General features: G+C 58.3%; 23 protein-coding genes. 15 read left to right on the top strand and 8 right to left on the bottom strand.

Translation table 11 applies throughout. The features are described from left to right. The first annotated feature begins 27 nt into the window (after window positions 1-27). Window positions 28-1056 (top strand): histone deacetylase family protein, encoded by a 1029-nt coding sequence (locus RBB49_RS03420; RefSeq protein ID WP_306141252.1) that lies wholly within the window; start codon window positions 28-30, stop codon window positions 1054-1056. An 8-nt stretch (window positions 1057-1064) separates the two neighbouring features. Here RBB49_RS03420 and RBB49_RS03415 read toward each other — a convergent pair whose 3' ends face one another. Further along, on the bottom strand, window positions 1065-1697 hold the full coding sequence (locus RBB49_RS03415; protein WP_306141251.1) for an HAD family phosphatase: 633 nt from the start codon (window positions 1695-1697) through the stop codon (window positions 1065-1067). A gap of 131 nt (window positions 1698-1828) precedes the next feature. Here RBB49_RS03415 and RBB49_RS03410 point away from each other — a divergent pair, with 131 nt between their 5' ends. Next, on the top strand, window positions 1829-2716 hold the full coding sequence (locus tag RBB49_RS03410) for a phosphate/phosphite/phosphonate ABC transporter substrate-binding protein (protein WP_306141250.1): 888 nt from the start codon (window positions 1829-1831) through the stop codon (window positions 2714-2716). A 17-nt stretch (window positions 2717-2733) separates the two neighbouring features. On the opposite strand, the gene RBB49_RS03405 is transcribed toward RBB49_RS03410, so the two are convergent. From RBB49_RS03405 to RBB49_RS03385, 5 genes are all read right to left on the bottom strand, one after another. Next, entirely contained in the window at window positions 2734-3897 is a 1164-nt protein-coding gene (locus RBB49_RS03405) for an acetate/propionate family kinase (RefSeq protein ID WP_306141249.1), read from the bottom strand. 2 nt (window positions 3898-3899) lie between these two features. Continuing rightward, window positions 3900-5312 carry a bifunctional enoyl-CoA hydratase/phosphate acetyltransferase gene (locus tag RBB49_RS03400; RefSeq protein WP_306141248.1) on the bottom strand — a complete coding sequence of 471 codons (1413 nt, stop codon included), beginning with the start codon at window positions 5310-5312 and terminating at the stop codon, window positions 3900-3902. 116 nt (window positions 5313-5428) lie between these two features. Beyond that, window positions 5429-6043: a TadE/TadG family type IV pilus assembly protein gene (locus tag RBB49_RS03395; protein WP_306141247.1), complete on the bottom strand. Its 615-nt coding sequence runs from the start codon at window positions 6041-6043 to the stop codon at window positions 5429-5431. After that, window positions 6027-6584: a TadE/TadG family type IV pilus assembly protein gene (locus RBB49_RS03390; protein WP_306141246.1), complete on the bottom strand. Its 558-nt coding sequence runs from the start codon at window positions 6582-6584 to the stop codon at window positions 6027-6029. Before RBB49_RS03390 ends, RBB49_RS03395 begins: the two co-directional genes overlap by 17 nt. Before the next feature lie 23 nt (window positions 6585-6607). Then, a complete protein-coding gene (locus tag RBB49_RS03385) occupies window positions 6608-6985 on the bottom strand; it encodes a pilus assembly protein N-terminal domain-containing protein (RefSeq protein WP_306141245.1) in 378 nt (125 codons plus the stop codon). Between the two features lie 609 nt (window positions 6986-7594). Between RBB49_RS03385 and RBB49_RS03380 the strand changes: the two genes are divergently transcribed. The 10 genes from RBB49_RS03380 (at window position 7595) to RBB49_RS03335 (ending at window position 17592) form a co-directional block, all read left to right on the top strand. Continuing rightward, a complete protein-coding gene (locus RBB49_RS03380; RefSeq protein WP_306141244.1) occupies window positions 7595-7771 on the top strand; it encodes a Flp family type IVb pilin in 177 nt (58 codons plus the stop codon). Between the two features lie 143 nt (window positions 7772-7914). After that, on the top strand, window positions 7915-8430 hold the full coding sequence (locus RBB49_RS03375) for a prepilin peptidase (protein ID WP_306141243.1): 516 nt from the start codon (window positions 7915-7917) through the stop codon (window positions 8428-8430). A gap of 425 nt (window positions 8431-8855) precedes the next feature. Continuing rightward, the gene (cpaB, locus tag RBB49_RS03370; protein WP_306141242.1) at window positions 8856-9623 is read left to right on the top strand and encodes a Flp pilus assembly protein CpaB; all 768 of its coding nucleotides are present in this window, start codon (window positions 8856-8858) and stop codon (window positions 9621-9623) included. Then, complete coding sequence (locus RBB49_RS03365) at window positions 9620-11071, top strand: type II and III secretion system protein family protein (protein WP_306141241.1); 1452 nt, start codon at window positions 9620-9622, stop codon at window positions 11069-11071. The genes cpaB and RBB49_RS03365 overlap by 4 nt, the downstream gene beginning before the upstream one ends. A gap of 10 nt (window positions 11072-11081) precedes the next feature. Continuing rightward, window positions 11082-11795 carry a CpaD family pilus assembly protein gene (locus RBB49_RS03360; RefSeq protein WP_306141240.1) on the top strand — a complete coding sequence of 238 codons (714 nt, stop codon included), beginning with the start codon at window positions 11082-11084 and terminating at the stop codon, window positions 11793-11795. Window positions 11796-11803: 8 nt separating this feature from the next. Next, the gene (locus RBB49_RS03355; protein ID WP_306141239.1) at window positions 11804-13111 is read left to right on the top strand and encodes a CpaE family protein; all 1308 of its coding nucleotides are present in this window, start codon (window positions 11804-11806) and stop codon (window positions 13109-13111) included. Window positions 13112-13141: 30 nt separating this feature from the next. Further along, window positions 13142-14674 (top strand): CpaF family protein, encoded by a 1533-nt coding sequence (locus RBB49_RS03350; protein ID WP_306141238.1) that lies wholly within the window; start codon window positions 13142-13144, stop codon window positions 14672-14674. A gap of 7 nt (window positions 14675-14681) precedes the next feature. After that, window positions 14682-15701 carry a type II secretion system F family protein gene (locus RBB49_RS03345; protein WP_306141237.1) on the top strand — a complete coding sequence of 340 codons (1020 nt, stop codon included), beginning with the start codon at window positions 14682-14684 and terminating at the stop codon, window positions 15699-15701. Window positions 15702-15710: 9 nt separating this feature from the next. After that, the gene (locus RBB49_RS03340) at window positions 15711-16694 is read left to right on the top strand and encodes a type II secretion system F family protein (protein WP_306141236.1); all 984 of its coding nucleotides are present in this window, start codon (window positions 15711-15713) and stop codon (window positions 16692-16694) included. Between the two features lie 199 nt (window positions 16695-16893). Beyond that, entirely contained in the window at window positions 16894-17592 is a 699-nt protein-coding gene (locus RBB49_RS03335) for an RraA family protein (RefSeq protein WP_306141235.1), read from the top strand. Between the two features lie 92 nt (window positions 17593-17684). Here the strand turns inward: RBB49_RS03335 and RBB49_RS03330 are convergent, their stop codons facing one another. Beyond that, complete coding sequence (locus RBB49_RS03330) at window positions 17685-18422, bottom strand: tetratricopeptide repeat protein (RefSeq protein WP_306141234.1); 738 nt, start codon at window positions 18420-18422, stop codon at window positions 17685-17687. A gap of 228 nt (window positions 18423-18650) precedes the next feature. Between RBB49_RS03330 and RBB49_RS03325 the strand changes: the two genes are divergently transcribed. From RBB49_RS03325 to RBB49_RS03315, 3 genes are read left to right on the top strand one after another with little or no spacing between them, the layout of a single operon-like run. Continuing rightward, window positions 18651-20045 (top strand): M17 family metallopeptidase, encoded by a 1395-nt coding sequence (locus RBB49_RS03325; RefSeq protein ID WP_306141233.1) that lies wholly within the window; start codon window positions 18651-18653, stop codon window positions 20043-20045. 60 nt (window positions 20046-20105) lie between these two features. Then, window positions 20106-20456: a MarR family transcriptional regulator gene (locus tag RBB49_RS03320; protein ID WP_306141232.1), complete on the top strand. Its 351-nt coding sequence runs from the start codon at window positions 20106-20108 to the stop codon at window positions 20454-20456. Between the two features lie 31 nt (window positions 20457-20487). Beyond that, window positions 20488-21363 (top strand): C40 family peptidase, encoded by an 876-nt coding sequence (locus RBB49_RS03315; RefSeq protein WP_306141362.1) that lies wholly within the window; start codon window positions 20488-20490, stop codon window positions 21361-21363. On the opposite strand, the gene RBB49_RS03310 is transcribed toward RBB49_RS03315, so the two are convergent. Then, window positions 21360-22547, bottom strand: coding sequence for a DNA recombination protein RmuC (locus RBB49_RS03310; RefSeq protein ID WP_306141231.1), 1188 nt, complete (start codon window positions 22545-22547; stop codon window positions 21360-21362). The genes RBB49_RS03315 and RBB49_RS03310 overlap by 4 nt on opposite strands. Window positions 22548-22592: the final 45 nt, after the last annotated feature.

Here is a 22592-nt window from a genome sequence, read left to right as displayed (position 1 = left end):
GAACAATGGCAGCAGAAGGGACAGAACATGAAGACGGTTTTTTCTGACCTTCAGCTTGCCCATGCGCCGCGTCAGGAAATTTCCGACGGCGAATTGAAACCCGCGGTCGAGATACCGTCGCGCGCCGAGTTCGTTATCAAGGCCGTGAAAGCGCGCAATCCCGGTGAAATCATCGCACCTGACAGTTTTGCGATGCGTTGTCTCCACCGGGTGCACGCCCCGCACTATGTTTCGTTCCTTGAGAATTTCTGGGGCAAGTGGACGGAGGCGGGACGCACAAAGGAAGCCTTTCCTTTCGTCTGGCCCATTCGAAGCCTGCGCCAGGATGTCGAGATAGACCATATCGACGGACTGCTTGGCCGCTATTCGATGGATGCAGGAACGCCACTGGGCGAGCATACCTTTGCGGCAGCGCGCGCTTCGGCAGATACGGCATTGACTGCGGCGAAGCTTGTTCTTGATGGCGAACCGTCGGCGTTTGCCCTGTGCCGTCCGCCCGGGCACCACGCCGGGTTCGATTTCTTCGGCGGCTACTGTTTTTTCAACAACGCGGCCGTTGCCGCGCAATATCTTCGCGACGGCGGCATGAACCGCATTGCCATCCTGGATGTCGACTACCATCACGGAAACGGCACGCAGGCTCTTTTCTACGATCGTCCCGACGTTTTGTTCCTGTCCATTCACGCGGATCCCAAGGTCGAGTATCCCTATTTTCTCGGGTTCGCCGACGAAACCGGGGAACACGCCGGAACGGGTTTCACCCGAAACTGGCCCCTTCCGCACGGAACGGACTGGGAAAGCTATGTTCCCGCACTGGAAGAGGCCTGCCGGTGGCTTCTGGTCTACAAACCCGACGCCATGATCGTTTCGCTGGGTCTGGATTGTTTCGAGAAGGACCCGATCGCCGGCTTCAGGTTCAAGAGCAACGACTTTTACCTTCTCGGCCAGCGTCTTGCCAAGGTGGGTTTGCCAACGCTGTTCGTCCTGGAAGGCGGTTACGCTGTCGAAGAACTCGGAACGAATTGCGTCAATGTCCTGGAAGGTTTTTCGGGCTGAGCCGGAATTCAGCCCGTGTTGCCGGGCAAGAGCAGGCCATGCCGTTTGAGATCGTCTTCGAGCGCATCAACTGACTGAAAATGGTGCGCTGCCATGCCGACACTGCGGGCCGCGTCAACATTTGCAGCCGAATCGTCGATAAAGAAACAGGCCTCCGGGGCCAGGTCATTGCGTTCAAACAGCACGCGGTAGATCTGCGGATCGGGCTTCAGCAGCCGTTCCTCCGCAGACACGACAATGTCGAGAAAACTCGATTTGAGAAACGGAAATCGCGCCTGGGCTTCCACGAACTTCTCGGACGAGAAATTGGTGACGGCATAAAGCGGCGTGCCGCGCGACTTCAGGTCAAGCAGCAGGCTTTTGACACCGGGAACTTCGCCCGGCACCATCTCGTGCCATCGTTCCGAGTAGGCGGCAATCAGCTCCTGCTTGTCCGGGTACTCGGCTGACAGCGACCGAACAGCATCTTCCCATGTTCGGCCAAGGTCCTGCTGCAGGTTCCACTCGGCGGTACAGACGGTCTCCAGAAACAGCCGTCGTTCGTGCGCGTCCGGGATGAGTTTTTCATAAAGGTGTTCAGGATTCCATTCGATCAGCACATTGCCTATATCGAAGACAACCGTCGTGATAGAATTGTTCATAATTAGATCCAATTTGATGCTGTCTGAGTGTACCAACGTATCGAAAATTTTTCGCAACTTACTCAAAGGTTTATGACAGGACTGTGGCCTTGCTGACCAGGTTTGTGAAAATTGTAGCGGTGATTCTTTGCATGACCGGCTGGACTGTCGCGGCACAGGCAGCGTCCTCCGAGCAGATGCCCGACCGTCTTCGCCTCGGCGTTGTCGTGGCTGCGGACGAGACCGCACGCGAACGTGTGGAACCCTTCCGTCTTGCCATGGAGGATATTGTCGATCTGCCGGTCGACCTGTTTTTGCTGGATACGCTTGGAGACGCGATCGAGAGCTTGGTTGAGGGCAAAATCGACTATGTGCGCCTGTCCCCGTCCGCCTACGCGGCAGCACACAGGATCTGCGGCTGCGTTGAGCCGTTGGTGACCGCCGGTCCTGATGATTTTCCAGCGCGCTTCTATGCGATTCTGGTCAGCAAACGGGGGCCGCAGAACACATCGCTTGAGGATCTCAAGGGCACGCGGCTTGCCGTCGGCAACAAGCATGCCGTGGCTGCGTATCGCGTTCCACTGGCCAATCTGGCCGCCGACGGAGTGAATGCGCGATCCCATTTTCAGACATTGGTTGAGGTCCAGAACCCAGTTGAGGGCCTGAAGGCGATTCTGGACGGGCGCGTTCAGGCGGCGCTCGCGTGGTCGAGCCTGGCAGGCGAAGCCAAAAACGGGTTCACCGCCGGAACTTTGAACGACTATTACGTGTCAGGCGCAAAGGGGTTCAACGATCTTGAGATCGTCTGGCGGTCACCGCCCATCCCTTATTCGGCGCATGCGGTTGCCAAGAGCCTGCCGGACGCGCTCAAACGCCGACTTCGGGCCGGCCTGATGGATCTGCGCCGCGAGGCACCCGGCGCCTATCTCGCCATCGAACCGGATCTGCCCGGTGGCTTCGAGCCGGTCGTGCACGCCGATTACCGGCCCGTATTGAGAACCTACGAAGACGAATTTGCCAAGGTTCTGGCGCGCGACTGAGGGCGCGCCTTTTGCCTTTACATCAGGGCCTCGGTATGCCTGCGGATCATCTCTTCCTCATTTGTCGGGATGACGAGCACCTTGATGCGCGAGCCTTCAGCGCTGATATCGATCTGGTTTTCACTGTTTTTTTCTTCATCGATCGACATTCCGAGCCAGTCCTGATCCATGCAGACGCGTGAGCGGATGTTCGCCGCGTTTTCGCCGATGCCGCCAGTAAAGACGAGCGTATCGAGGCCGCTCAGGACCGCCGCCATCGCGCCGAGTTCCCGCCTGATGCGGAACACGAAATAGTCGATTGCCTCTTTGGCGCGTGGCTCGCTGCTCTGCGAGAGCGTGCGCATATCCTGACTGATGCCGGACAGCCCCTTCAGGCCTGAATTCGTGTAAAGCAGATCCGAAACCTCGTCCGGCGACATTCCCTTGGTCGTCAGGAGATAAAGCACGACGCCCGGATCCAGCTGGCCGCAGCGCGTTCCCATGGGCAGCCCGTCAAGCGCGGTGAAGCCCATGGTGGAGCCGACGCTCTGGCCGTTCCGGATGGCGCACATGGAAGCGCCGTTGCCAAGATGGGCAACAATGACCTTGCCGCGATCAACATCTGTGTCCGATTTGTGCAGGTAGTCGCAGATATATTCGTAGGAGAGCCCGTGGAAACCATAACGCCGCACACCCTCGTCATAGTAGGAACGCGGCAGCGCGAATGTGTCGTTGACAAAAGGATGTTTCCGGTGGAACGCGGTGTCGAAACAGGCCGTCTGAACAGCCTCCGGAAACGCGTCCTGCGCGGCAAGAATGCCGGCGATATTGTGCGGCTGATGCAAGGGAGCCAGAGGCTCAAGCATTTTGAGCTGGTCCAGTATCTGTGCATCGATGCGCACCGGCTTGGTATAGTTCGTCCCCCCGTGAACGACCCTGTGACCGACGGCATCGACGGGGCGGTCATTCATTGCCGCCTCCAGGAGCGGCAGCAGGGCATTGAGCGCGTCGCGATGGCTGCGGCCGGCGTCCGCGCCAAGATCACGGTCGATCGTCAGTGCCGCGACATGTGACTTGAGGCTGAGATGCGGGGAAGCGCCAAGTCCGGATACCTGGCCGGACAGTTCTGTTCGCGTTCCGCAGTAGAGGTTGAACTTGATCGATGATGACCCGGAATTCAGGACGAGAATGACCGGAGCCATGTTCAGTTGGCCTCACGGTCGAGGATTCCGGCAGGGCTGCCGGTCGTCTGCCAGTGCATGTAGAGCATTGCCAGCGCGCAGGATGCCAGACGCGCACGTCCGTCATCGGCGCGGCTGGTCAGCATGACCGGAACCTTGGCGCCGATCACCAATCCGGCAGCTTCCGCATGCGCGATGAATGTCAACTCCTTCGCCAGCATGTTTCCGGCTTCAAGGTTCGGCACGATCAGAACCTCGGCGTGGCCGGCGACGAGCGATGTGATGCCCTTCGTCCTGGCTGCCTGCACATCGATGGCATTGTCCATGGCCAGCGGACCATCCACGATCGCGCCCGTAATCTGGCCCCGCTCGGCCATTTTCGAAAGCACGGCCGCATCCAGGCTGGAAGGGATGGCGGGATTGACCGTCTCAATGGCTGACAAGATACCGACGCGCGGGGTTTCAAGACCGATCGAGAGCGCCGCGTCGATCGCGTTTTGTGTTATGTCCACCTTGGTGTTGAGGTCCGGCGTGATGTTGATTGCGGCGTCGGAGATCAGAACCGGCGTTTTTCGGCCCGGTATGTCCATCGCGAACACGTGGCTGATCCGCCGTTTCGTGCGAAGGCCGCCATCGCGCTTCACGACGTGATGGAGCAGGTGGTCCGTGTGAAGGTGGCCCTTCATCACTGCCTTGACCTTGCCTTCATGCACCAGGGCAACCGCGCGGCCCGCAGCCTCCATTTCGTCTTCGATGTCGATCAGCTCGTAGGCGCTGATGTCCTCGCCAAGTTCCCTGGCCGCGGCTTCGATCCTGTCTTTCGCTCCGATCAGGATCGGGTGGATCAGTCCTTCGCGCGCCGCCATCAACGCTCCGTCGAGCGAATTTGGGTCATCCGGTGCCGCGACGGCGGTCGGCAGAGCCGGAAGTGACTTCGCAAGTTCGATCATTTTGTTGAAGTGCCGATGCCGCTGGACGAGCAGGGCGGGGATATTGCTTGCGTCGAACTCGATCGTTTCGCTCGGAGCCCTGACCTCGGCAACGCCTTCCACCAGCCGGACACCGTCACCGCGGGTGACTGTCAGGTCGAAGACTATTGTCTTGTCCGGATGCTTTTCCTTTGCCGTTACCTTTACGTGCAGTTGATCGCCGACAGCGGCACCTTCCAGGAAGCGGAATGATTGCGACCTGTAAACCGTACCGGGCCCTGGCAGAATGTTGCCGAGAACCGCCGATGCGAGACAGCCGACCCACATTGCAGGTGCCACGGGTTTGTCGACAATCCCGTCCCCGGTCCAGTCGGTGTCAGGCAGGTGGATCGGGTTGTGGTTTCCCGAGGCATGGGCGAACACCAGCAGATCATTGCTGGAGCATTCACGCACGATTTCCGCGGAATCGCCTACATTGATCTGGTCGAAGGTCTTGTTTGTCGGCATCGGTCGTCTCACTCGGGTTCACAAGGAATATTGCAGCGCAACATTCGCCCGCGAGATTAACCGGATTGTGCGACGATACAAACACGCAATAGCGTATTCAGCGGAGAATGTTCAACTCAGCAATTGCTGCAGGTCACCGTTCCGGTGATCCGCGGCGACAGATAATAGGTGTCGCTGAGGTCGAGCGCCGACGGGCTCCAGTTGAAGATTCCAGCGAACAGGCCCGTGAAACTCGGAGTGTATGTCAGGTTCGTCTGACCGACGACGATGGAGGAGTTCGGCACGGCAACGTTGCCCGGAAGCGTGATCGGTGGGGCGGCTCCCGAAGACCAGGGTTCACTGCCGGACGTGTCCCGGCTCCAGTCGACCGTGGCATCGCCATCCTCGTCGAACGTGACGCTGGCAACGATGACCTGAAGATTTTCGGACGGGTAGGGGTCGAGGATCTTCTCGCCAATCACCAGAAGGGAATCGAGATCACCGGTCGAGACGCCCTCTTCCTGGGCGATCAAGTCGGCGATGGAGTTTGCGATACGGCTGACTTTCCGGTCCTGGTTCAGCGCTTCTGCCAATTCGGTCATGCCGATCAGAAGCAGGAACATGAAGGGCAGGATCATGGCGAACTCTACCGCGGAAACGGCGCTTTCGTCCTTGCACAGCCGCTTGGTTGCGCCCGATACCGTGTGCTTCGTGTCAAGGAAGCTCTTTCTGACATCATTCCCAGGGTTCATTGCGGAATACCAAGGTTGAGGTGAGATAACGTTCTGTCCCATTGTCATCCAGCGCAAGATTCAGCGCCGATGTCATCATCGGCCACTTGTAGATCACCTTGACGATGACGATGTTGCCGGCTCCGCCGATATTGTATGCAAGATCGTCGTCATCCTTGAGGTTACCGTCAGCGTCATAAAGACTGTCGGTCGATCCCGCATCGGCGAATGTTCCCACGCTGTCGACTTCAACGACGATCCGGTCGGCGTCGCACATGAATGAAGGCATGAAATCGCAAATCTGCGTCTTGAACTGATCAGCCGAAAGACCGGCGGTCTGTGCCTGGCCGGTTCTGATCAATCGGGCGGCGCTGATGACGGAGTTGTCCACCATGCGGTTCACGAACATCGAAACGCCGACTTCTATGATGCCGAAGACAATGATGAAGAATGGCAGGGCCACCATCGAAAACTCGACAGCGGTCACACCGTCCCGGTCTTTGGCGAAAGACTTGATCTTTCTTTTGCCTGGGAAGCGCGTGTGTTTCAGTCTGCCAATCATCGTTCTCTCACGTTTCTGGGCGGTTACTCGACGCCCGCAGCTTCGGCCGCCAACGAATTCCTGTTGGTGGCCTGTTCAGCAACGTTCTTGAAGTTTTCAAGACCGTCGCCAAGGCGAAGCGTCGGCTCGCAACTCGGGCTGCAGGAAAGCGAACTGCGCATGGATTTGCGATAAACGGCGACCACATCGTCTTCCGCTGCACGCACTGTTATGACTTCGTCGACGATCGGTTTGCTGTCGGCGTCCAGAATGACGAGATTGGTCGTGCCATAGCTTTTGCCGGTAACAACGACCGTGTTGTCGTCAAACAGCGATACGTCCGCAATAAACGGGTTGCCAACGATCACGGCAGACGCGCCATCATCGATCCGGAAGATCTTTGCGCGGTCCACTGTCACCATTACCGGTCCATCCTGAGCCATTGCGGCACTTGCTTGAACTGCCAACACAAGCACGCCAGTCCATCTGATTAGGTTCATAAACATGCTTATGAATACTCCATTCGTGTCGATCCTTACGAGATGATGCCGCAAACGTGGTGAACGATCTGCTAACGCGAAGAAAATTCAAAAAAGACGAAACTATTGTCGGGATGCGTTGCGTGTTCGAATTGTTTTGCGATGATTTTCGAAGCAGTTCTGAAAAAGCGGCAGGGGAATGAAAGACACATGTCATTTATACGATGGGAGGGAAAATATTCGTAGGTGAAATGAAAACAAATACGATGAATGAGTGAATTGAATTCTCGAAAAATATATCAGAAAACGAATAAAATAAAGAAAAGCAAAAATACTTTATAAAATTACTTAAGTAATATTCATAGATTAACTATTTTTTATCTATACCAAATTTTAACTATAGCTAACAATATCACGATTAACGCTGGTTTCTGAGGTTGTTTTAACTGGTTGGAAAGCTCTGAGCCCTAAGGTGAGTTCATGTTCGAACGGACCAAAAAAAGATCCGGCGAACTTGAAGCTGTCAACTCAGTGGTACTTGGAGCAAATACAATGAAATCTCTTATGAAACGTTTCGCAAAAGACGAATCTGGCGCAACTGCAATCGAATACGGCCTGATCGCTGGTCTTCTGTCCATCGTCATCATCGCCGCCGTTGCCCTGGCCGGTACGTCCCTGACCAACGTGTTCAGCAACATCGCTGTACAGCTCGACGATTCCATCAAGTAATCGTCGGAAGACATTGCGTCACCTCGTCAGGTGCGCCGAAACGGAAACGGGCGGTTCAACCGCCCGTTTTTTATTGAGCGGTCCGTGTTTCGTTAACCTGCCACGACTAGGATCGTTCCGCTGAAACAAGAAACGGGTGCTTCATGCTTGAAGCTGCACTTCTGGTCGTTTTTCCGATGCTTGTCGCGTATGGCGGGGCCTCGGACCTGCTGACCATGACCATACGAAACCGGGTTTCGATCCTGCTTATTGCCGGATTCGTCATTGTTTCCCTCGCGACCGGCCTGCCCCTGGCAGCCTGGGGGACCCATGGATTGGGAGCACTTGTTGTTTTTCCGGTGTGTTTCATCTTCTGGACATGCGGCTGGATGGGCGGCGGCGATGCAAAGTTTCTGACCGCCATGGCCTTGTGGATCGGCTTTACGCCGGAACTTGCCGCCTTTGTGGTGCTCGTTTCGCTTTACGGGATGTTTCTCACGCTTGGCCTGCTTTACGTGCGCTCCAGCGTGGTGCTGCCGAACGCGCTTTCACGGCAGGAATGGATCGTTCGGCTCCATGACCGCAAGAGCGGTATACCCTACGGGATCACGATTGCGATCGCAGGCCTTCAGGTCTATCCCGCAACCGCCTGGTTCCAGATGATCGGGTCTGGTCTTTAAATCTCTCAAAACGCACCCGCAAAACCCGGGAAGAGAGTGTCTGTATATATAGGCACGTTTTACGCGCGAATCGGTACATCCGATCGCGGACCCTGTGACCTTTCATGCAATGCTCCGGATTTGAGCTTGAGGCATGTACTATGGATCAGGGTAACTGACGCAACTGTCACAGCGTCGGCTTTCGACTGAAGACCATCAAATCAAAGTTCTCGTGGAAAACTGCGCCAAATAGTAGGTGAGCCGCTCTTCGTATTCGATTTCATGCGTCCAGTTTTTCGCAAATTGAAAGCGATTTAGACGTTTTTTAGTAAAGTTAACGGAAATTAACCAAAAACTTCTACTCCTGATTAACCATGTTTTGACCAATTACCCGTCATCCTGTCCTCACGAAACGCAATTGCGCACAGGATCATTGGGTTTTTGCCATGAAATTCGCTCGAATCTTAGTACTGGTCGTCGCGGTGGTCGCAGGTCTGCTGGCCTTTCGCATGGTCATGTTGTCCGGTGGCGGCGAACCCGCACCACAAATTGTCCAGGCCCCTGTCGAGACAAGCAAGGTCAAGGTTCTGGTAGCGGAAGTTGACATACCGCTGGGCGGGAAACTGACCAGCGAAAACTTCGCATGGGCCGATTGGCCCGAAGAAGCCCTGCCGAGGGGATCTGTCACAAAGAAAACCGACCCGTCCGCAGAGAAGGAGTTTCTGGGCCGCATCGCCAAGGCTCCGATTTTTGCAGGCGAACCGATCCGGCCCGAACGTCTGATCAACACGGACAAGGGTTTCATGTCGGCGATCCTGCCGAAGGGCAAGCGGGCGATCGCGGTCAGCGTTGAAGAGGAAACGACCGCCGGCGGCTTCATTCTTCCCGGCGACAAGGTGGACCTCATCCTGACGCGAAACCTCGATGATGTCGTCTTCAGCGAGACCATTCTGGAAAACAAGCGCGTGCTCGCGATCGACGCAACGACGGCCGGAGAGCAGGACCAGAAGAACCTGTCTCCCAAGAAGACGGCGACCCTGGAGCTTACGCTGGCGGAATCGGAAATTGTTGCGCAGGCGCAGCAGACAGGAACGATCTCCCTCGCGCTGCGCAGCGCACAGGACTCGGCGGATGATGCCGAAGAAGACAAAAGCCGCCGTAACGATGTGAGTTACGTGAAATACGGCATCACCAGCAAGAAGGTCTCAAGATGAAAGCGGATCTGACGAAGACCTCAGTCATGTGGGGCGCGATGAAAAACCAGGTTCTGAGATTTGCGGCAGCGGCCGCGATCGTGGCGGCTTCCCTTTCGGCGGTTGCGCCGGCAGCGCACGCACAGAGCAATTTTCCGAGCCAGGTTCATGTGGCTGCCGGAGAACGCGCAAGCGGGCGGATCCTGAACGTGGGCATTGGCCGTTCGGTTGTTATCAATCTGGCGGAAGACGCGGCGGATGTCCTGATTTCCAATCCCGAAATCGCCGACGCGGTGCTCAGAACGCCCCGGCGCATCTTCGTTCTTGGAAACACGGCCGGGCAGGCCAGGCTGGTCCTGTTCAGCCGGAGCGGCCGCGAGCTTGCAAGTTTTGATATCCGCGTCGAAAGCGACACGTCGGACTTGGCCAGGATCATCCGGAAACTTATTCCGGGCTCGAACATCTCCGCTGAGTCGGTCAACGGCAACGTGATCCTGAGCGGCACGGCGAGAAGCACGCTGGAGGCGCAGCAGGCCGCTGATATCGCAGCGCGTTTTCAGGGCGATGATGACGGCACGGATGTGGTCAATCTGATCGCTGTCGAAGGCAAGGATCAGGTTCATCTCAAAGTGACGGTCGCCGAAGTGGAGCGCTCGATCATCAAGCAGCTTGGCGTCCAGTTCAACGGTAACGTCGGGACCGGGAATTTCACACCGAACTTCAGCAACCAGCCGGGCTTCAACGTCAACCCGTCGATCGTCAACCAGGCGACCGTTGGCTTCAACTTCCTGAGCGGTGCCGCCAACATCAATGCGGAAATCGAGGCTCTACAGCGCGACGGCGTGATCCGGACCCTCGCAGAACCGACGCTGACGGCGATTTCCGGCGAGAACGCAAGTTTCCTGGCAGGTGGTGAGTTCCCGATCCCGATTGCCCAGGAAGACAACACGGTCACTGTCGAATTCAAGAAATTCGGTGTCGGCCTGGACTTTACTCCGGTGGTCCTTTCGGAAGGCCGCATCAGCCTGCGGGTCCTCACTGAGGTGAGCGAGCTCAGCAACGAAGGTGCGGTGAACGCGGGCGGAATTACCATCTCCGCACTCAAGGTCCGGCGCGCCGAATCGACGGTTGAACTGCCGTCCGGCGGGACGCTGGTGATGGCCGGTTTGCTGCAGGAATCCTATCAGCAGTCGATTGAAGGCATTCCCGGGCTGATGCAGATCCCGATCCTGGGTGCGCTCTTCAAAAGCCGCGATTTCCTGCGTGACCAGACGGAACTGACGGTTTTCGTAACGCCTTACGTGGTCCGGCCGATCGCACGCAACAAGGTTGTACGGCCCGACAAGAATTTGCTGCCTCCGTCGGACGCGGAGACCATCTTCTTGAACCGGCTCAACAAAATCTTCAATCCGACGGGTGACGTGGTTCAGAGCGAATACCACGGCCAGGTCGGCTTTATCTACAAGTGAGGACGGACGGATGAAGACGAAAAAGACAGTCCGGTTATCTGCCGCATCCAAATCCTTCCTCCTGTTCGCAGGGTGTCTGGTTTTGGCGGGTTGCCAGAACGGGAAGCAGACCAACGCGGAACTGCTTGCCTCTCACGACTATCGCTACAGACATCCGATCGTCATCACGGAGGAGCCTGAGACGCTGGATCTTCCGATTGGGCAGAACACGCGTAATCTGCACGGCCCGATAGAAAGCACGATCGCGGCATTTGGCGCTGAATCCCGCAGAAAGGGAAATGGGTCTGTTGAAATTCTCGTCCCGTCGGGCGGTGCCAATGAAGCCGCCGTTCACGCGGTGACCGGCGATATCAGGCACGCGCTCCAGCGCGGCGGTGTAAGCAGGTCCCGGATATCGACACGCACCTACGCGGTGCAGGATCCCAAGGCCGAGGCACCGATCCGCTTGTCCTATGCGGCGATGCAGGCAACGGCCGGACCGTGCGGCGCCTGGCCGAAAAACATTGGCGGCGGCATCGGTGAAAACACCGAATACGAAAATTTCGGCTGTGCGACCCAGTCCAACCTCGCGTCGATGGTCGACAATCCTTCGGACCTGCTGACGCCGAGGGCGTCTACGCCGTCTGACCAGGCACGGCGCGCTGTCGTCTTCGAAAACTACCGCGGTGGTTCAGACACGACCGGCACATTCACTCAGGGTGTCGGGGCAGAAGTCTCAGAATAGGTGGAAGAATGAGCACGAACGCAGAACTACAGGACACGCCGGGCTATCTCGATCCTATGTCGGAACCTGCTGAAAACCAGTACGCAGGGACTGAGGAATCGGCGAATATCGGATCTGTACCGCGGATCACCGTACACGGTTTCTGCCTGACCGATGCGACCATGCACACTGCCGAAACGGCAATGGAAGACCGCCGGATGGCGAAGGCGCATCTCAAGCTGGAAATGGGCGGCATTCCCGCTGCAATCGATGTCTTCGCCCAGGCGCCGACGCCCAACCTGATCATCGTGGAAACCAACGGACAGCGCGAAGAGCTGCTGACCAGCCTCGATCAACTGGCCGAGTATTGCGACGCAGGCACAAAGGTGATCGTCGTCGGCAGCATGAACGATGTCATTCTCTACCGCGAGCTGATCGCGCGTGGCGTGAGCGAGTACCTGATCACACCCGTGAATGTCTATCAGCTCATCGGCGCAATTGCCGACCTCTATGCGGATCCCGAATCCGAGCCTTTGGGACGGGCGACCGCATTCTTCGGTATCAAGGGCGGTTGTGGATCCTCAACCATCGCGCATAACTGCGCATGGGCGTTGGGACGCAACTTCCAGAGTGAAGTCGTGGTCACGGATCTCGACCTGCCGTTCGGAACTGCCGGCCTGGACTATAACCAGGACCCGCTGCAGGGAGTGTTTGAGGCGATATCCTCACCTGACAGGCTCGACGAAACCTATCTTGACCGCATCCTTTCCAAGTGCAGCGAGCATCTGAGCTTGCTGGCAGCTCCGGCGACCCTGGAAAGAACGTATGATCACAGCGAAAAATCGTTCGAACTGTTGTTCGAAACGATGCGGGCAAGCGTGCCGAATGTTGTGCTCGACATCCCGCATACCTGGAACGCCTGGGTCAAGAACACGCTTTTGAATGTGGACGAGATTGTTCTGGTGGCCGAACCCGATCTGGCCAACCTGCGCAATGCCAAAAACGCCGTCGACATGTTGAAGCAACTGCGTCCGAACGATCGTCCGCCGCATCTGGTGATGAACAAGGTCAACGTTCCCAAGCGGCCGGAGATCAAGCCGGACGAATTTGCGAGCGCGCTCGGCCTGACGGTTCAGGCGGCCATTCCGTTTGAGCCGCACCTGTTCGGCACAGCGGCGAACAACGGCCAGATGATCAGTGAAATGGACGGCAAGCACGCAGTGGCGCGTCATTTCGACGATCTGGCAAATGCAATTTCGGGAAAGGTTCAGCCGCCAAAGGTAAAGCGGTCTGGCTTGGGTGGCTTGTTTTCTAAATTGAAACGAAAGTCCGGCTAACTGGTTTTTAAGCGGAGCTGAAAGATCGCTATGTTTGGAAGACGCGGCAATTCATCGTCTGGAGCGCAGACAGCACGTCCGGGAGGGGTTCCCGGAGGCGTGCCGGAACCGACTGCGGAAACGCCAACGCCGCCGGCTCCGTCTGTCGAGCCGGAAGCCCAGGCCAAGCCCGCGGAGAGCGAAAAGGCACCCGCGCCCGCAGCGGCTCCTGCGCCGGCACCCGCCCCAGAACCGGAAGCCAAGGCACCCGCGCCTGCTCCAAAGAAGAAGAACAACGAGTATTACGAAACCAAGGCGCAGATCTTCAATGCGCTTGTCGAAGCGATCGACCTGTCGCAGCTTGCGCGCCTTGATGCCGAAGATGCCCGTGATGAGATCCGCGACGTCGTCAACGATATCATCGCCCTGAAGAACGTCATCATGTCCATCGCCGAGCAGGAAGATCTGCTTGAGGACATCTGTAACGATGTTCTGGGGTATGGGCCGCTGGAACCTCTGCTGGCGCGCGACGACATCGCCGACATCATGGTGAATGGCGCACACACGGTCTATATCGAGACCGCGGGCAAGGTCGAGCAGACGGGCGTGAACTTCCGTGACAATGCCCAGCTGATGAATATCTGTCAGCGGATCGTGAGCCAGGTCGGCCGCCGCGTGGACGATGCCAGCCCGATCTGTGACGCGCGTTTGCCCGACGGGTCGCGTGTGAACGTGATCGCACCACCGCTCTCGATTGACGGTCCCGCACTCACCATTCGTAAGTTCAAGAAGGACAAGCTTACCCTCGACCAGCTCACCAAGTTCGGCTCGATAACACCGGAAGGTGCAACGATCCTCCAGATCATCGGCCGCTCAAGGTGTAACGTCCTGATTTCAGGTGGTACAGGTTCAGGTAAGACAACGCTTTTGAACTGTCTCACCGCCTATATCGAAAGCACGGAGCGCATCATCACCTGCGAGGACTCCGCGGAGCTGCAGCTCCAGCAGCCTCACGTCGTGCGCCTCGAAACGCGTCCGCCCAACCTGGAAGGCGAGGGCGAGATCACGATGCGCGATCTTGTAAAGAACTGTTTGCGTATGCGTCCTGAACGCATCATCGTGGGCGAGGTGCGTGGCCCGGAAGCCTTCGATTTGCTTCAGGCCATGAACACGGGTCACGACGGTTCCATGGGAACGCTGCACGCCAACTCACCGCGCGAAGCACTTTCCAGGCTTGAATCCATGATCACCATGGGTGGCTTCTCGCTGCCCTCCAGAACCTTGCGGGAAATGATCGTGTCGTCCATCGATGTCGTTGTCCAGGCGGCGCGCCTGCGCGACGGCTCTCGCCGCATCACCCATGTGACCGAGGTGGTCGGCATGGAAGGCGACATCATCACGACGCAGGATGTCTTCCTCTACGACATTGTCGGTGAAGACCCCAATGGACGCATCATCGGCCGTCACCGCTCCACCGGGATCGGCCGGCCGAAATTCTGGGAACGTGCGCGTTATTTTGGCGAGGAATCGCGTTTGGCGCAGGCACTCGATGCCGCCGAACTGCCTGACTATGTAGCGGAATGAGAAGCGAATGTCCGGATTTGAAGACTTTTTGACCCCGCAGGTAACAGGGATCGCCGTAGCGCTCCTCGTCATGTTTGCCGTTGGTGGTTTGATTTTCAGCCTGTTCGCGCCCTCGCTCTCCGGTACCAAACGCCGCGATCAGCGCATGATGGCGGTGGCGGCGCGCCCGCAATCGGAAAAACAGCGGAGCCAGATCCGGGACAACGACCGGCGCAAGAAGTCGATTCAGGATCAGCTCAAGGACTTCGAGGAACGGCAGCAGGCGAAACATCACAAGCAGCAGAAGGTGTCGCTGAAGGTCAAGATGGAGCAGGCGGGTCTTGCCTGGGAAATGAAGCACTTCGTTATATTCAGTTTTGTCTCCTGCTTCATTTTTCTGCTGGTCGGTTTCGTTGCCACCGGCAATATCTGGATCACCCTTGCGGCGGGTTTCGCAGGTGCTTTCGGCTTTCCGCGCTGGTATGTCGGCAACAAGCGCAAGCGCCGCTTCAATCAGTTCCTGGAAGAATTGCCCAACGGTGTCGACATCATCGTCCGCGGCGTGAAGGCTGGTCTGCCGCTAGCGGATTGTATCAAGGTGGTCGCCCGCGAATCCCGCGAACCGGTGGCAACTGAATTCCGCAAGATCACCGAAACACAGGTCATGGGTCTCTCGCTTGCAGACTCCGTTGCCAAGTTGCCGGAACGCGTGCCTGTTGCGGAGGCGAATTTCTTCGCAATCGTCGTTGCCATTCAGCAAAAGGCCGGTGGTGGTCTGGCCGAAGCGCTCGGCAACCTGTCCAAGGTTCTGCGCGGCCGCAAGTCGCTCAAGGGCAAGATCCAGGCACTGAGTTCGGAAGCCAAGTCCTCGGCCATGATCATTGGCGCGATGCCATTTGGCGTCGGCGGCATCATCTACCTGATTGCACCGGACTACATCAGCCTGCTGTTCACGACAACGGGTGGCAACATCATCATTGGTGGATGTCTCTTCTGGATGTTCATCGGCGTCATGGTCATGCGCCATATGATCAACTTCGACTTTTAAGGGGGCGGCATGGATCTGGAATCAATTGCATCGAGCCAGTTTCTTGCAGGTTTGCTCGCAATGGTCGCGGTCACCGGTACGATCTTTTCGCTCGTTGCCCCCATTCTGTCCCGTGACACGCTGAAAACCCGCATGAAGTCGGTCGCCCTGGAACGCGACAAGCTGCGCGCCAAGGAACGCGCGCGGTTGCAGGCCAACCAGCAACAGGACGCGCGCGCATCCCTTCGCAATCAGCCGAAGGCCCAGATGAAGAGCCTGGTTGACCGGCTCAACCTCAGGGAAATGCTGTCCGATGAAAACACGACCAACAAGCTGAGGATGGCCGGCTATCGCGGCACGGCACCGCTCTACTACTACCTGACCGCGCGTGTTGCCATTCCGGTCGTTCTGCTGGTCATCGCTCTGTTCTATTCGCTGGTGGTGATCCCGGACTGGTTGCCGATGGTGACCAAGGTCTGTCTTTCCATTGCGATTGCCGGCGTCGGCGCGTTCCTGCCGAACCTGTTCCTCAAGAACAAGATCGACAAACGCAAGCTCAACATTCAGCGTGCCTGGCCGGATGCCCTCGATCTCATGCTGATCTGCGTCGAATCGGGCATGTCCATCGAAGGTTCGTTTCAGAAGGTCGCCGAGGAAGTCGGTATCCAGTCGGTCGATCTGGCCGAGGAACTGTCGTTGACCACAGCAGAGCTGTCTTACCTCAGCGAACGCCGCTCGGCTTATGAAAATCTTGCCAAACGGACCGGCGTCGACGGCGTCAAGAACGTGATGATGGCGCTTGTCCAGGCAGAACGCTACGGAACGCCGGTCGGTACCGCCATTCGCACAATGGCTGATGACACACGTGAACAGCGCATGCTGTTTGCTGAACAGAAAGCCGCGTCACTGCCTCCGAAGCTGACCGTTCCGATGATCATTTTCTTCCTGCCGGTCCTGTTCTTCATCATCATGAGCCCGGCGGTCATGCAGGTCATGGACCTCGACGGTTTCTAAGACGAAAAAAGCTGCACGCCCGAGAGCCGAAAAAGCACATCTAAGAACTCCGCCGATCGTGATGACCGGCGGAGTTTTTGCATTTCCAAAAAGGTTTTTTTTACAACAGCGGGTCTTTTGTTCCGGCGAAGTGGCTTGTCATTTCGCCACCGGGTTCCGACAACGGTCGACGGTTCCAACGGCGCGATAGGAGATGGATATGATCGAAGCCCCACCAATCCTGACGATCAAGGCTTCGATGAGGCGGCCGACCGGCCGGCAGATTGCCGCATTTCAGGACATTCCGACAGGAATTGTGGTTGACGCTCTTTATGGGGGAGGCGCCTTGTCGCGCGACATCGCGCCCATCGGTTTTGGCCGCGACCTGAATTGCGTTGCCGCCGGCCCGGCGCTCACCGCCGATTGCGGGGCTGCCGATGTCCTGGCAGCCTTTGCCGCGCTGAAATACATCCGGCCGGGCGATGTCGTGGTGTCGTCCTTTGCGGGACACACCGGGTGTGCCGCAGGCGGAGACGGGCTCACAGGCATGATGCGGAACTGCGGTGCGTCAGGGTTTGTGACCGACGGTCCGATGCGTGATTACGCCGGCATCGTGAAGGTCGGACTGCCGGTCTGGTGCGCCGGACTGACACCGGCGTCGCCGCACATGTCAGGACCCGGTGCTGTCGGCACCCCGATCCAGATCGGCGGGCAGCAAATCGAGACGGGCGACATGATCGTTGCCGACCGGGACGGGGTGGTGGTCGTCCCGTTCGAACGACTGGACGAGGTCATTGCCGGTCTTGAGAAGGTGCGCGCCGCCGAGAAACTGCAGGATGAAAGGGTTGCAGCCGGCCTGCGTTTCCCCGATTGGGTCGGGGAACTGCTGGAAAGCGACCGGGTGTCGATCAGGGACTGAAGGTCACCGGAAAGCGACCGGGTGTCGATCAGGGACTGAAGGTCACCGGAAAGCGGCAACCGGACACGGCCGCCGCTCCGCACGGGTCATTGTCAGCTGCGCTGGCGGCTTTGCATCATCGCCTGCAGATAGGCGACGTTCGCCTTGGCCTGGCGCGGATCAAGTTCCGAAGTCGCAACCTCTACGGCTTCGTCATATTTCCCCTGAACGCCAAGGACCAGTGCCAGGTTCTGACGGACACGGCTGTCCGCACCCGGCAGGCTGGCTGCACGCCTCAAGGTGTATTCGGCATCAGGCAGCTTGTTCGACAACAGATAGGAAAGCCCGAGATTGTTGAGAAGGCTCGGATCGTCCGGTGCGATCTTGAGCGCCTGCTTGTAAAGGCGGCGTGCTTCCTCGTGCTTGCCGATCTGGTCGTAGATCGCAGCTTCGGCCGACATGATCTTCCAGTCCGGCATGTCGGGCCGCTGTGCGCGGCGAAGCACATTGAGGGCTTCCTCGAACCGGCCGTTCATGGCGAGGATCTTGCCATAGGCGGAGGATATCTCGCGGTCCTTCTGATGGGCGATGACGCCGGCTCTCAGGACCGCCAGCGATTGCTCTATCTGGCCATTCTGGCTGAGCGCGTTGGCGTAACCGAGAATCGCGCTCCGGTTGCTGCGGTCCTTATCGTAGGATTTGGCCCATTTGGAGACTTCGGCGCGCGCCAGATTCGACCCCGGGCTGACCGAATGGGTCCCGTTGGCCGGCGAATAGGTGCCGGTGTTGGACTTGTTTGATGCGCATCCGGTCACCAGCGCAAGCGCGGTCAGGGCTACGAACGCGGACACCGCTCTTTTGCGGCGTGAGACGGATCCTGTTCTGGGCGCTTGCATTTTCAACATCCTTGTTGTCCGCAGCTGTGAAGGTCCCTTAGAGAAATAAATAATTAACCCTAATGGATGGTTAAGCACCGTTGCGATTTGCAAGAAAGAACGCCCGATTTGCACCTGTATTGCGTCTTGCGCAAAGGCGGCTTACCTCTGGAGGCAACCTGTCCCATTCACGGAGTTTCAAACGTGCGCGAATCCCTGGTCCGCAAAACCGACTTGCCTGCTGCAACCCCAATCATAGCGGTGACGGAAGAGTCGCTGGAAAGCGTAGTTTCCGGGCTCGGAGACAGTGCGCATCAATGGTGCAGTTTCAACGCATTCACCGGCAAACCGGCAAGCTCTCTGCTGATTCCCGGCGGGAACGGTGAGGCGGCGGCGGTCTTGTTCGGTGTTGAGGCGAGCGGCCTGCCGCAGCCTTTCGCGCTTGGCGCGCTCGTAAAGAGCCTGCCGAAAGGAGACTATGCCCTTGCAGACGGGTTCCCGGACCCGGAGCAGGCAGCGCTCGGATTTGGCCTGTCATCCTACCGTTTCGACCGCTACCTGACACCGCCGGCCAAGGTTTCCAGGCTCGGCGTCGGGGCCGATGTCGATCTGGACCGAATCAGCATCATTCTGGATGGTGTGCAGCTTGCGCGCGATCTGATCAACACGCCTGCGAACGACCTCGGTCCGGAAGAACTTGCCGTTGCCGTCGAAGAGCTTTTCAAGTCGCATGGGGGTTCGGGACGCGTTGTTACCGGTGAGGATCTGCTCACGGAAAACTTCCCGATGGTGCACGCGGTCGGGCGCGCAAGTTCCCGGGCTCCGCGTCTTGCCGATTTCTCCTGGGGCAAGGACACCGATCCCAAGGTAACGCTTGTCGGCAAGGGGGTCATTTTCGATACAGGCGGTTTGAACCTGAAGCCCGGCAATTCCATGTCGCTGATGAAAAAGGACATGGGCGGGGCGGCGAACGTTCTCGGTCTTGCCTCCATGATCATGGCCGCCGGGCTGCCCGTTCGGCTGCGCGTGATTGTGCCCTGCGTTGAAAATGCGGTGGCAGGCAGCGCGTTCCGTCCGGGCGATGTTCTGGAAAGCCGCAAGGGCTTGAGTGTCGAGATCGGCAACACCGACGCGGAAGGCCGGCTCATCCTCGGCGATGCGCTTGCGTTGGCCGACGAGGAAACGCCGGATCTGATGATCGACATGGCCACCCTGACCGGCGCGGCTCGCGTTGCGCTCGGACCGGATCTGCCCCCTTTCTATACACATGATGAGGGCCTTGCCGACGACATAGCGGTTGTCGCCGAGGCCTCGGCAGACCCCCTTTGGCGTCTGCCATTGTGGCAGCCCTACATGAAATATCTCGACAGCAAGGTTGCGGATATAAACCACATCAATACCTCGGGCACCGGCTTCGCCGGATCGATCACGGCTGCGCTGTTCCTGTCCCGCTTTGTCGAGAACACGGAAAGCTGGGTGCACTTCGATATCTACGGCTGGACCCCGGCGGACAAGCCGGGCAAGACCGCGGGCGGCGAAGCGCAGGGGATCAGATGTCTTTTCGACGTCATCTCGGAGCGATATGCCGCCGCACAATAACGGGTCCGAAACGTTTTTGTGTTTCGATAGCCATGGCCAAGGAGTAAAATCGGTTCGGTCATGGTTGTCGACATACGCGCCTCTCAGGCACTGAAATTGTTGCACGAAGTCAACCTGGCGCTGGTGAGGGACAGCGAGCAGGATCTGTCTGCGCGCCAGTTGACGATCCTCCTGACTGTCTATCTCGAGCCGCCACCTCACACGGTTCGCGGCCTCGCTGCCAAATTGAACGTGACCAAGCCGGCGATCACCAGAGCGCTCGATACGCTTGGAGGCCTTCGTCTGTTGTCGCGCAAGCGAGACGAGGCCGACAAGCGCAACGTGATCATCACGCGCACGGTGGAAGGTGCGCTTTACCTCGAACAACTCGGCGATCTCGTGGTAGACAAGGCCAAGGAACTGCCCCGATAGATCTCACTCCGGTCTGGAACCTGATTTGGATATGAAGAACCTTTTCGACCGCCGTTTGCATCCCGTTCGTCTGGATCTGGCCGCATTGGATTACCAGGGCCGGGTCGAAGCCGCACGCTTCGTTGAAGGTGAGGTTCTGCAGGTGACGGCAGACAGCCTTGCAGTCCGGCCGGAACCGCGTCCGGACCGCTCCATCGAAACCGAAGCCCTGTGCGGCGAATGGGTCACCGTATACGAAAAGACCGCCGAAGGCTGGGCGTGGGGGCAGCTCGACACGGATGGATATGTCGGCTGGTTTTCGTCGGACGGGCTGGGCCCGGTCACGGCGGCAACGCATCGCGTGCGCGCCCTGCGAACCTATCGCTATCCCGGTCCCGACCTGAAGTTCCCGCCGATGGGATTCCTGTCGATCGGCTCGAAGGTCACGGTCGCTGGCGAGGCTGAAACCCGCGGTCTGAAATATGCCATCCTGAGCGACGGCTCGGCGGTCGTGGCAAAGCATCTGGTCGGGCTGGACGCGGCCGAGCCCGACTGGGTCGGTGTTGCCGAGGAGATGCGCGGCACCCCTTATCTTTGGGGCGGGCGCACGAGTGTCGGGCTTGACTGTTCCGCGCTGGTCCAGCTGGCGGCGCAAGCCGGGGGCATCGATGTTCCCCGCGACAGCGACATGCAGGAAAACAATGCCGGGCACGAGATCCCGCACGACGACCCATCGGCGTTTCAGCGCGGAGACCTCGTCTTCTGGAAAGGCCATGTGGGGATCGTTACCGGCCCGAACGTGCTGCTGCATGCAAACGGGTTTACGATGACTGTTGACTATGAGCCGCTCGACACTGCGATAGAACGTATCGCCGCGACCGAGTGGGGCGCGATCACCAGGGCACGCCGCCTTCAGAACCCCGCCTAGGCTTTTGGTGCCAGGGACAACTGGGGTTCCGGACTGCTCACCTCTTCTCGGGCTGCCTCCGCTTCGCCGAGTTCCAGATCCTCGATCTTGCGGCTGCGCTTGGTGATCTTGTCGGTTGAAATCAGGATCTGGTCGATGTCCTTGTTGGCCTGTGCAAAGTGGGATTGCAGCTTTCCGACGCGGTCGTTGAGACGTCCGACATCCGTGATCAGATGTCCGACTTCCGCCTGGATAAGATGCGCCTGCTCGCGCATCTTGGCATCCCGCAACACCGACTGGATTACCTGGATCGACAGCATCAGCAGCGACGGTGACACGATCACGACCCTGGCTCGGTGCGCCTTCTGGATCAGGTCTTCAAACCCCTCGTTGAGCTCCGCGAACACGCTTTCGGACGGGACAAACAGGAACGCCGTATCCTGGGTTTCGCCGGGAAGAAGGTATTTCTCGCTGATGTCCTGGATGTGCTTGGCGAAGTCGCGGCGGAACTGGGATTGTGCGTATTTCAGCTGATCTTCCGTTTCTGCATCGCGCAGGAGATTGAAGGCCTCGAGCGGAAACTTGGCATCGATTGCCAGCGACGGTGCCCCGTTGGGCATGTGGATCAGGCAGTCCGGCCGGCTGTTGTTCGAAAGCGTTGCCTGAAAGGAATAGGTGCTCGGGGCCATCTGGTCCTGAATGATCGCTTCCATCCGCCCCTGGCCGAAAGCACCGCGTGTCTGCTTGTTCGACAGGATCGCCTGCAACTGTCCGACCTGTCCGGAAAGATCGGTAATTGTCCGCTGCGCCCTGTCGATCACAGCGAGGCGCTCGTGCAACTGTCTGAGGCCGTCCTGGGTCTTCTTGGTCGTGTCGGACATGGACAGGCCCAGCTTGTGCCCCATGCCGTCGAGGCGTTCGTTGACAGCGCGCATCATGTCCGACTGCCGTGTTCCGAACACTTCCGCCATTGTCTGCATGCGGCCCGTCATCTCGCCCTGCGATTTCAGAAGCTGGGACAAGTGGCTTTCCAGCTCGTGGATACGCTCCGTGGCGGCACTGTCCGCGTCCGCGCGTTCGCGGATCTGGCGCAAGGTTTTCAGAACCAGCCAGACAATCAGCGCCAGCAGGAACAGGCCGCCCGCGATGGCAGCCTCCAGCACCGTCACCGGACGGCCACTCAACTCAAACAAGATCTCGTTCATGAAACAAACATAGAACGATTCGGCCGCAAGGCACATCCGCAACCG

The sequence above is a fragment of the Roseibium sp. MMSF_3412 genome (assembly GCF_030733265.1).
Lineage (GTDB): Bacteria > Pseudomonadota > Alphaproteobacteria > Rhizobiales > Stappiaceae > Roseibium.
This window is presented reverse-complemented; position numbering and strand designations above follow the sequence as displayed.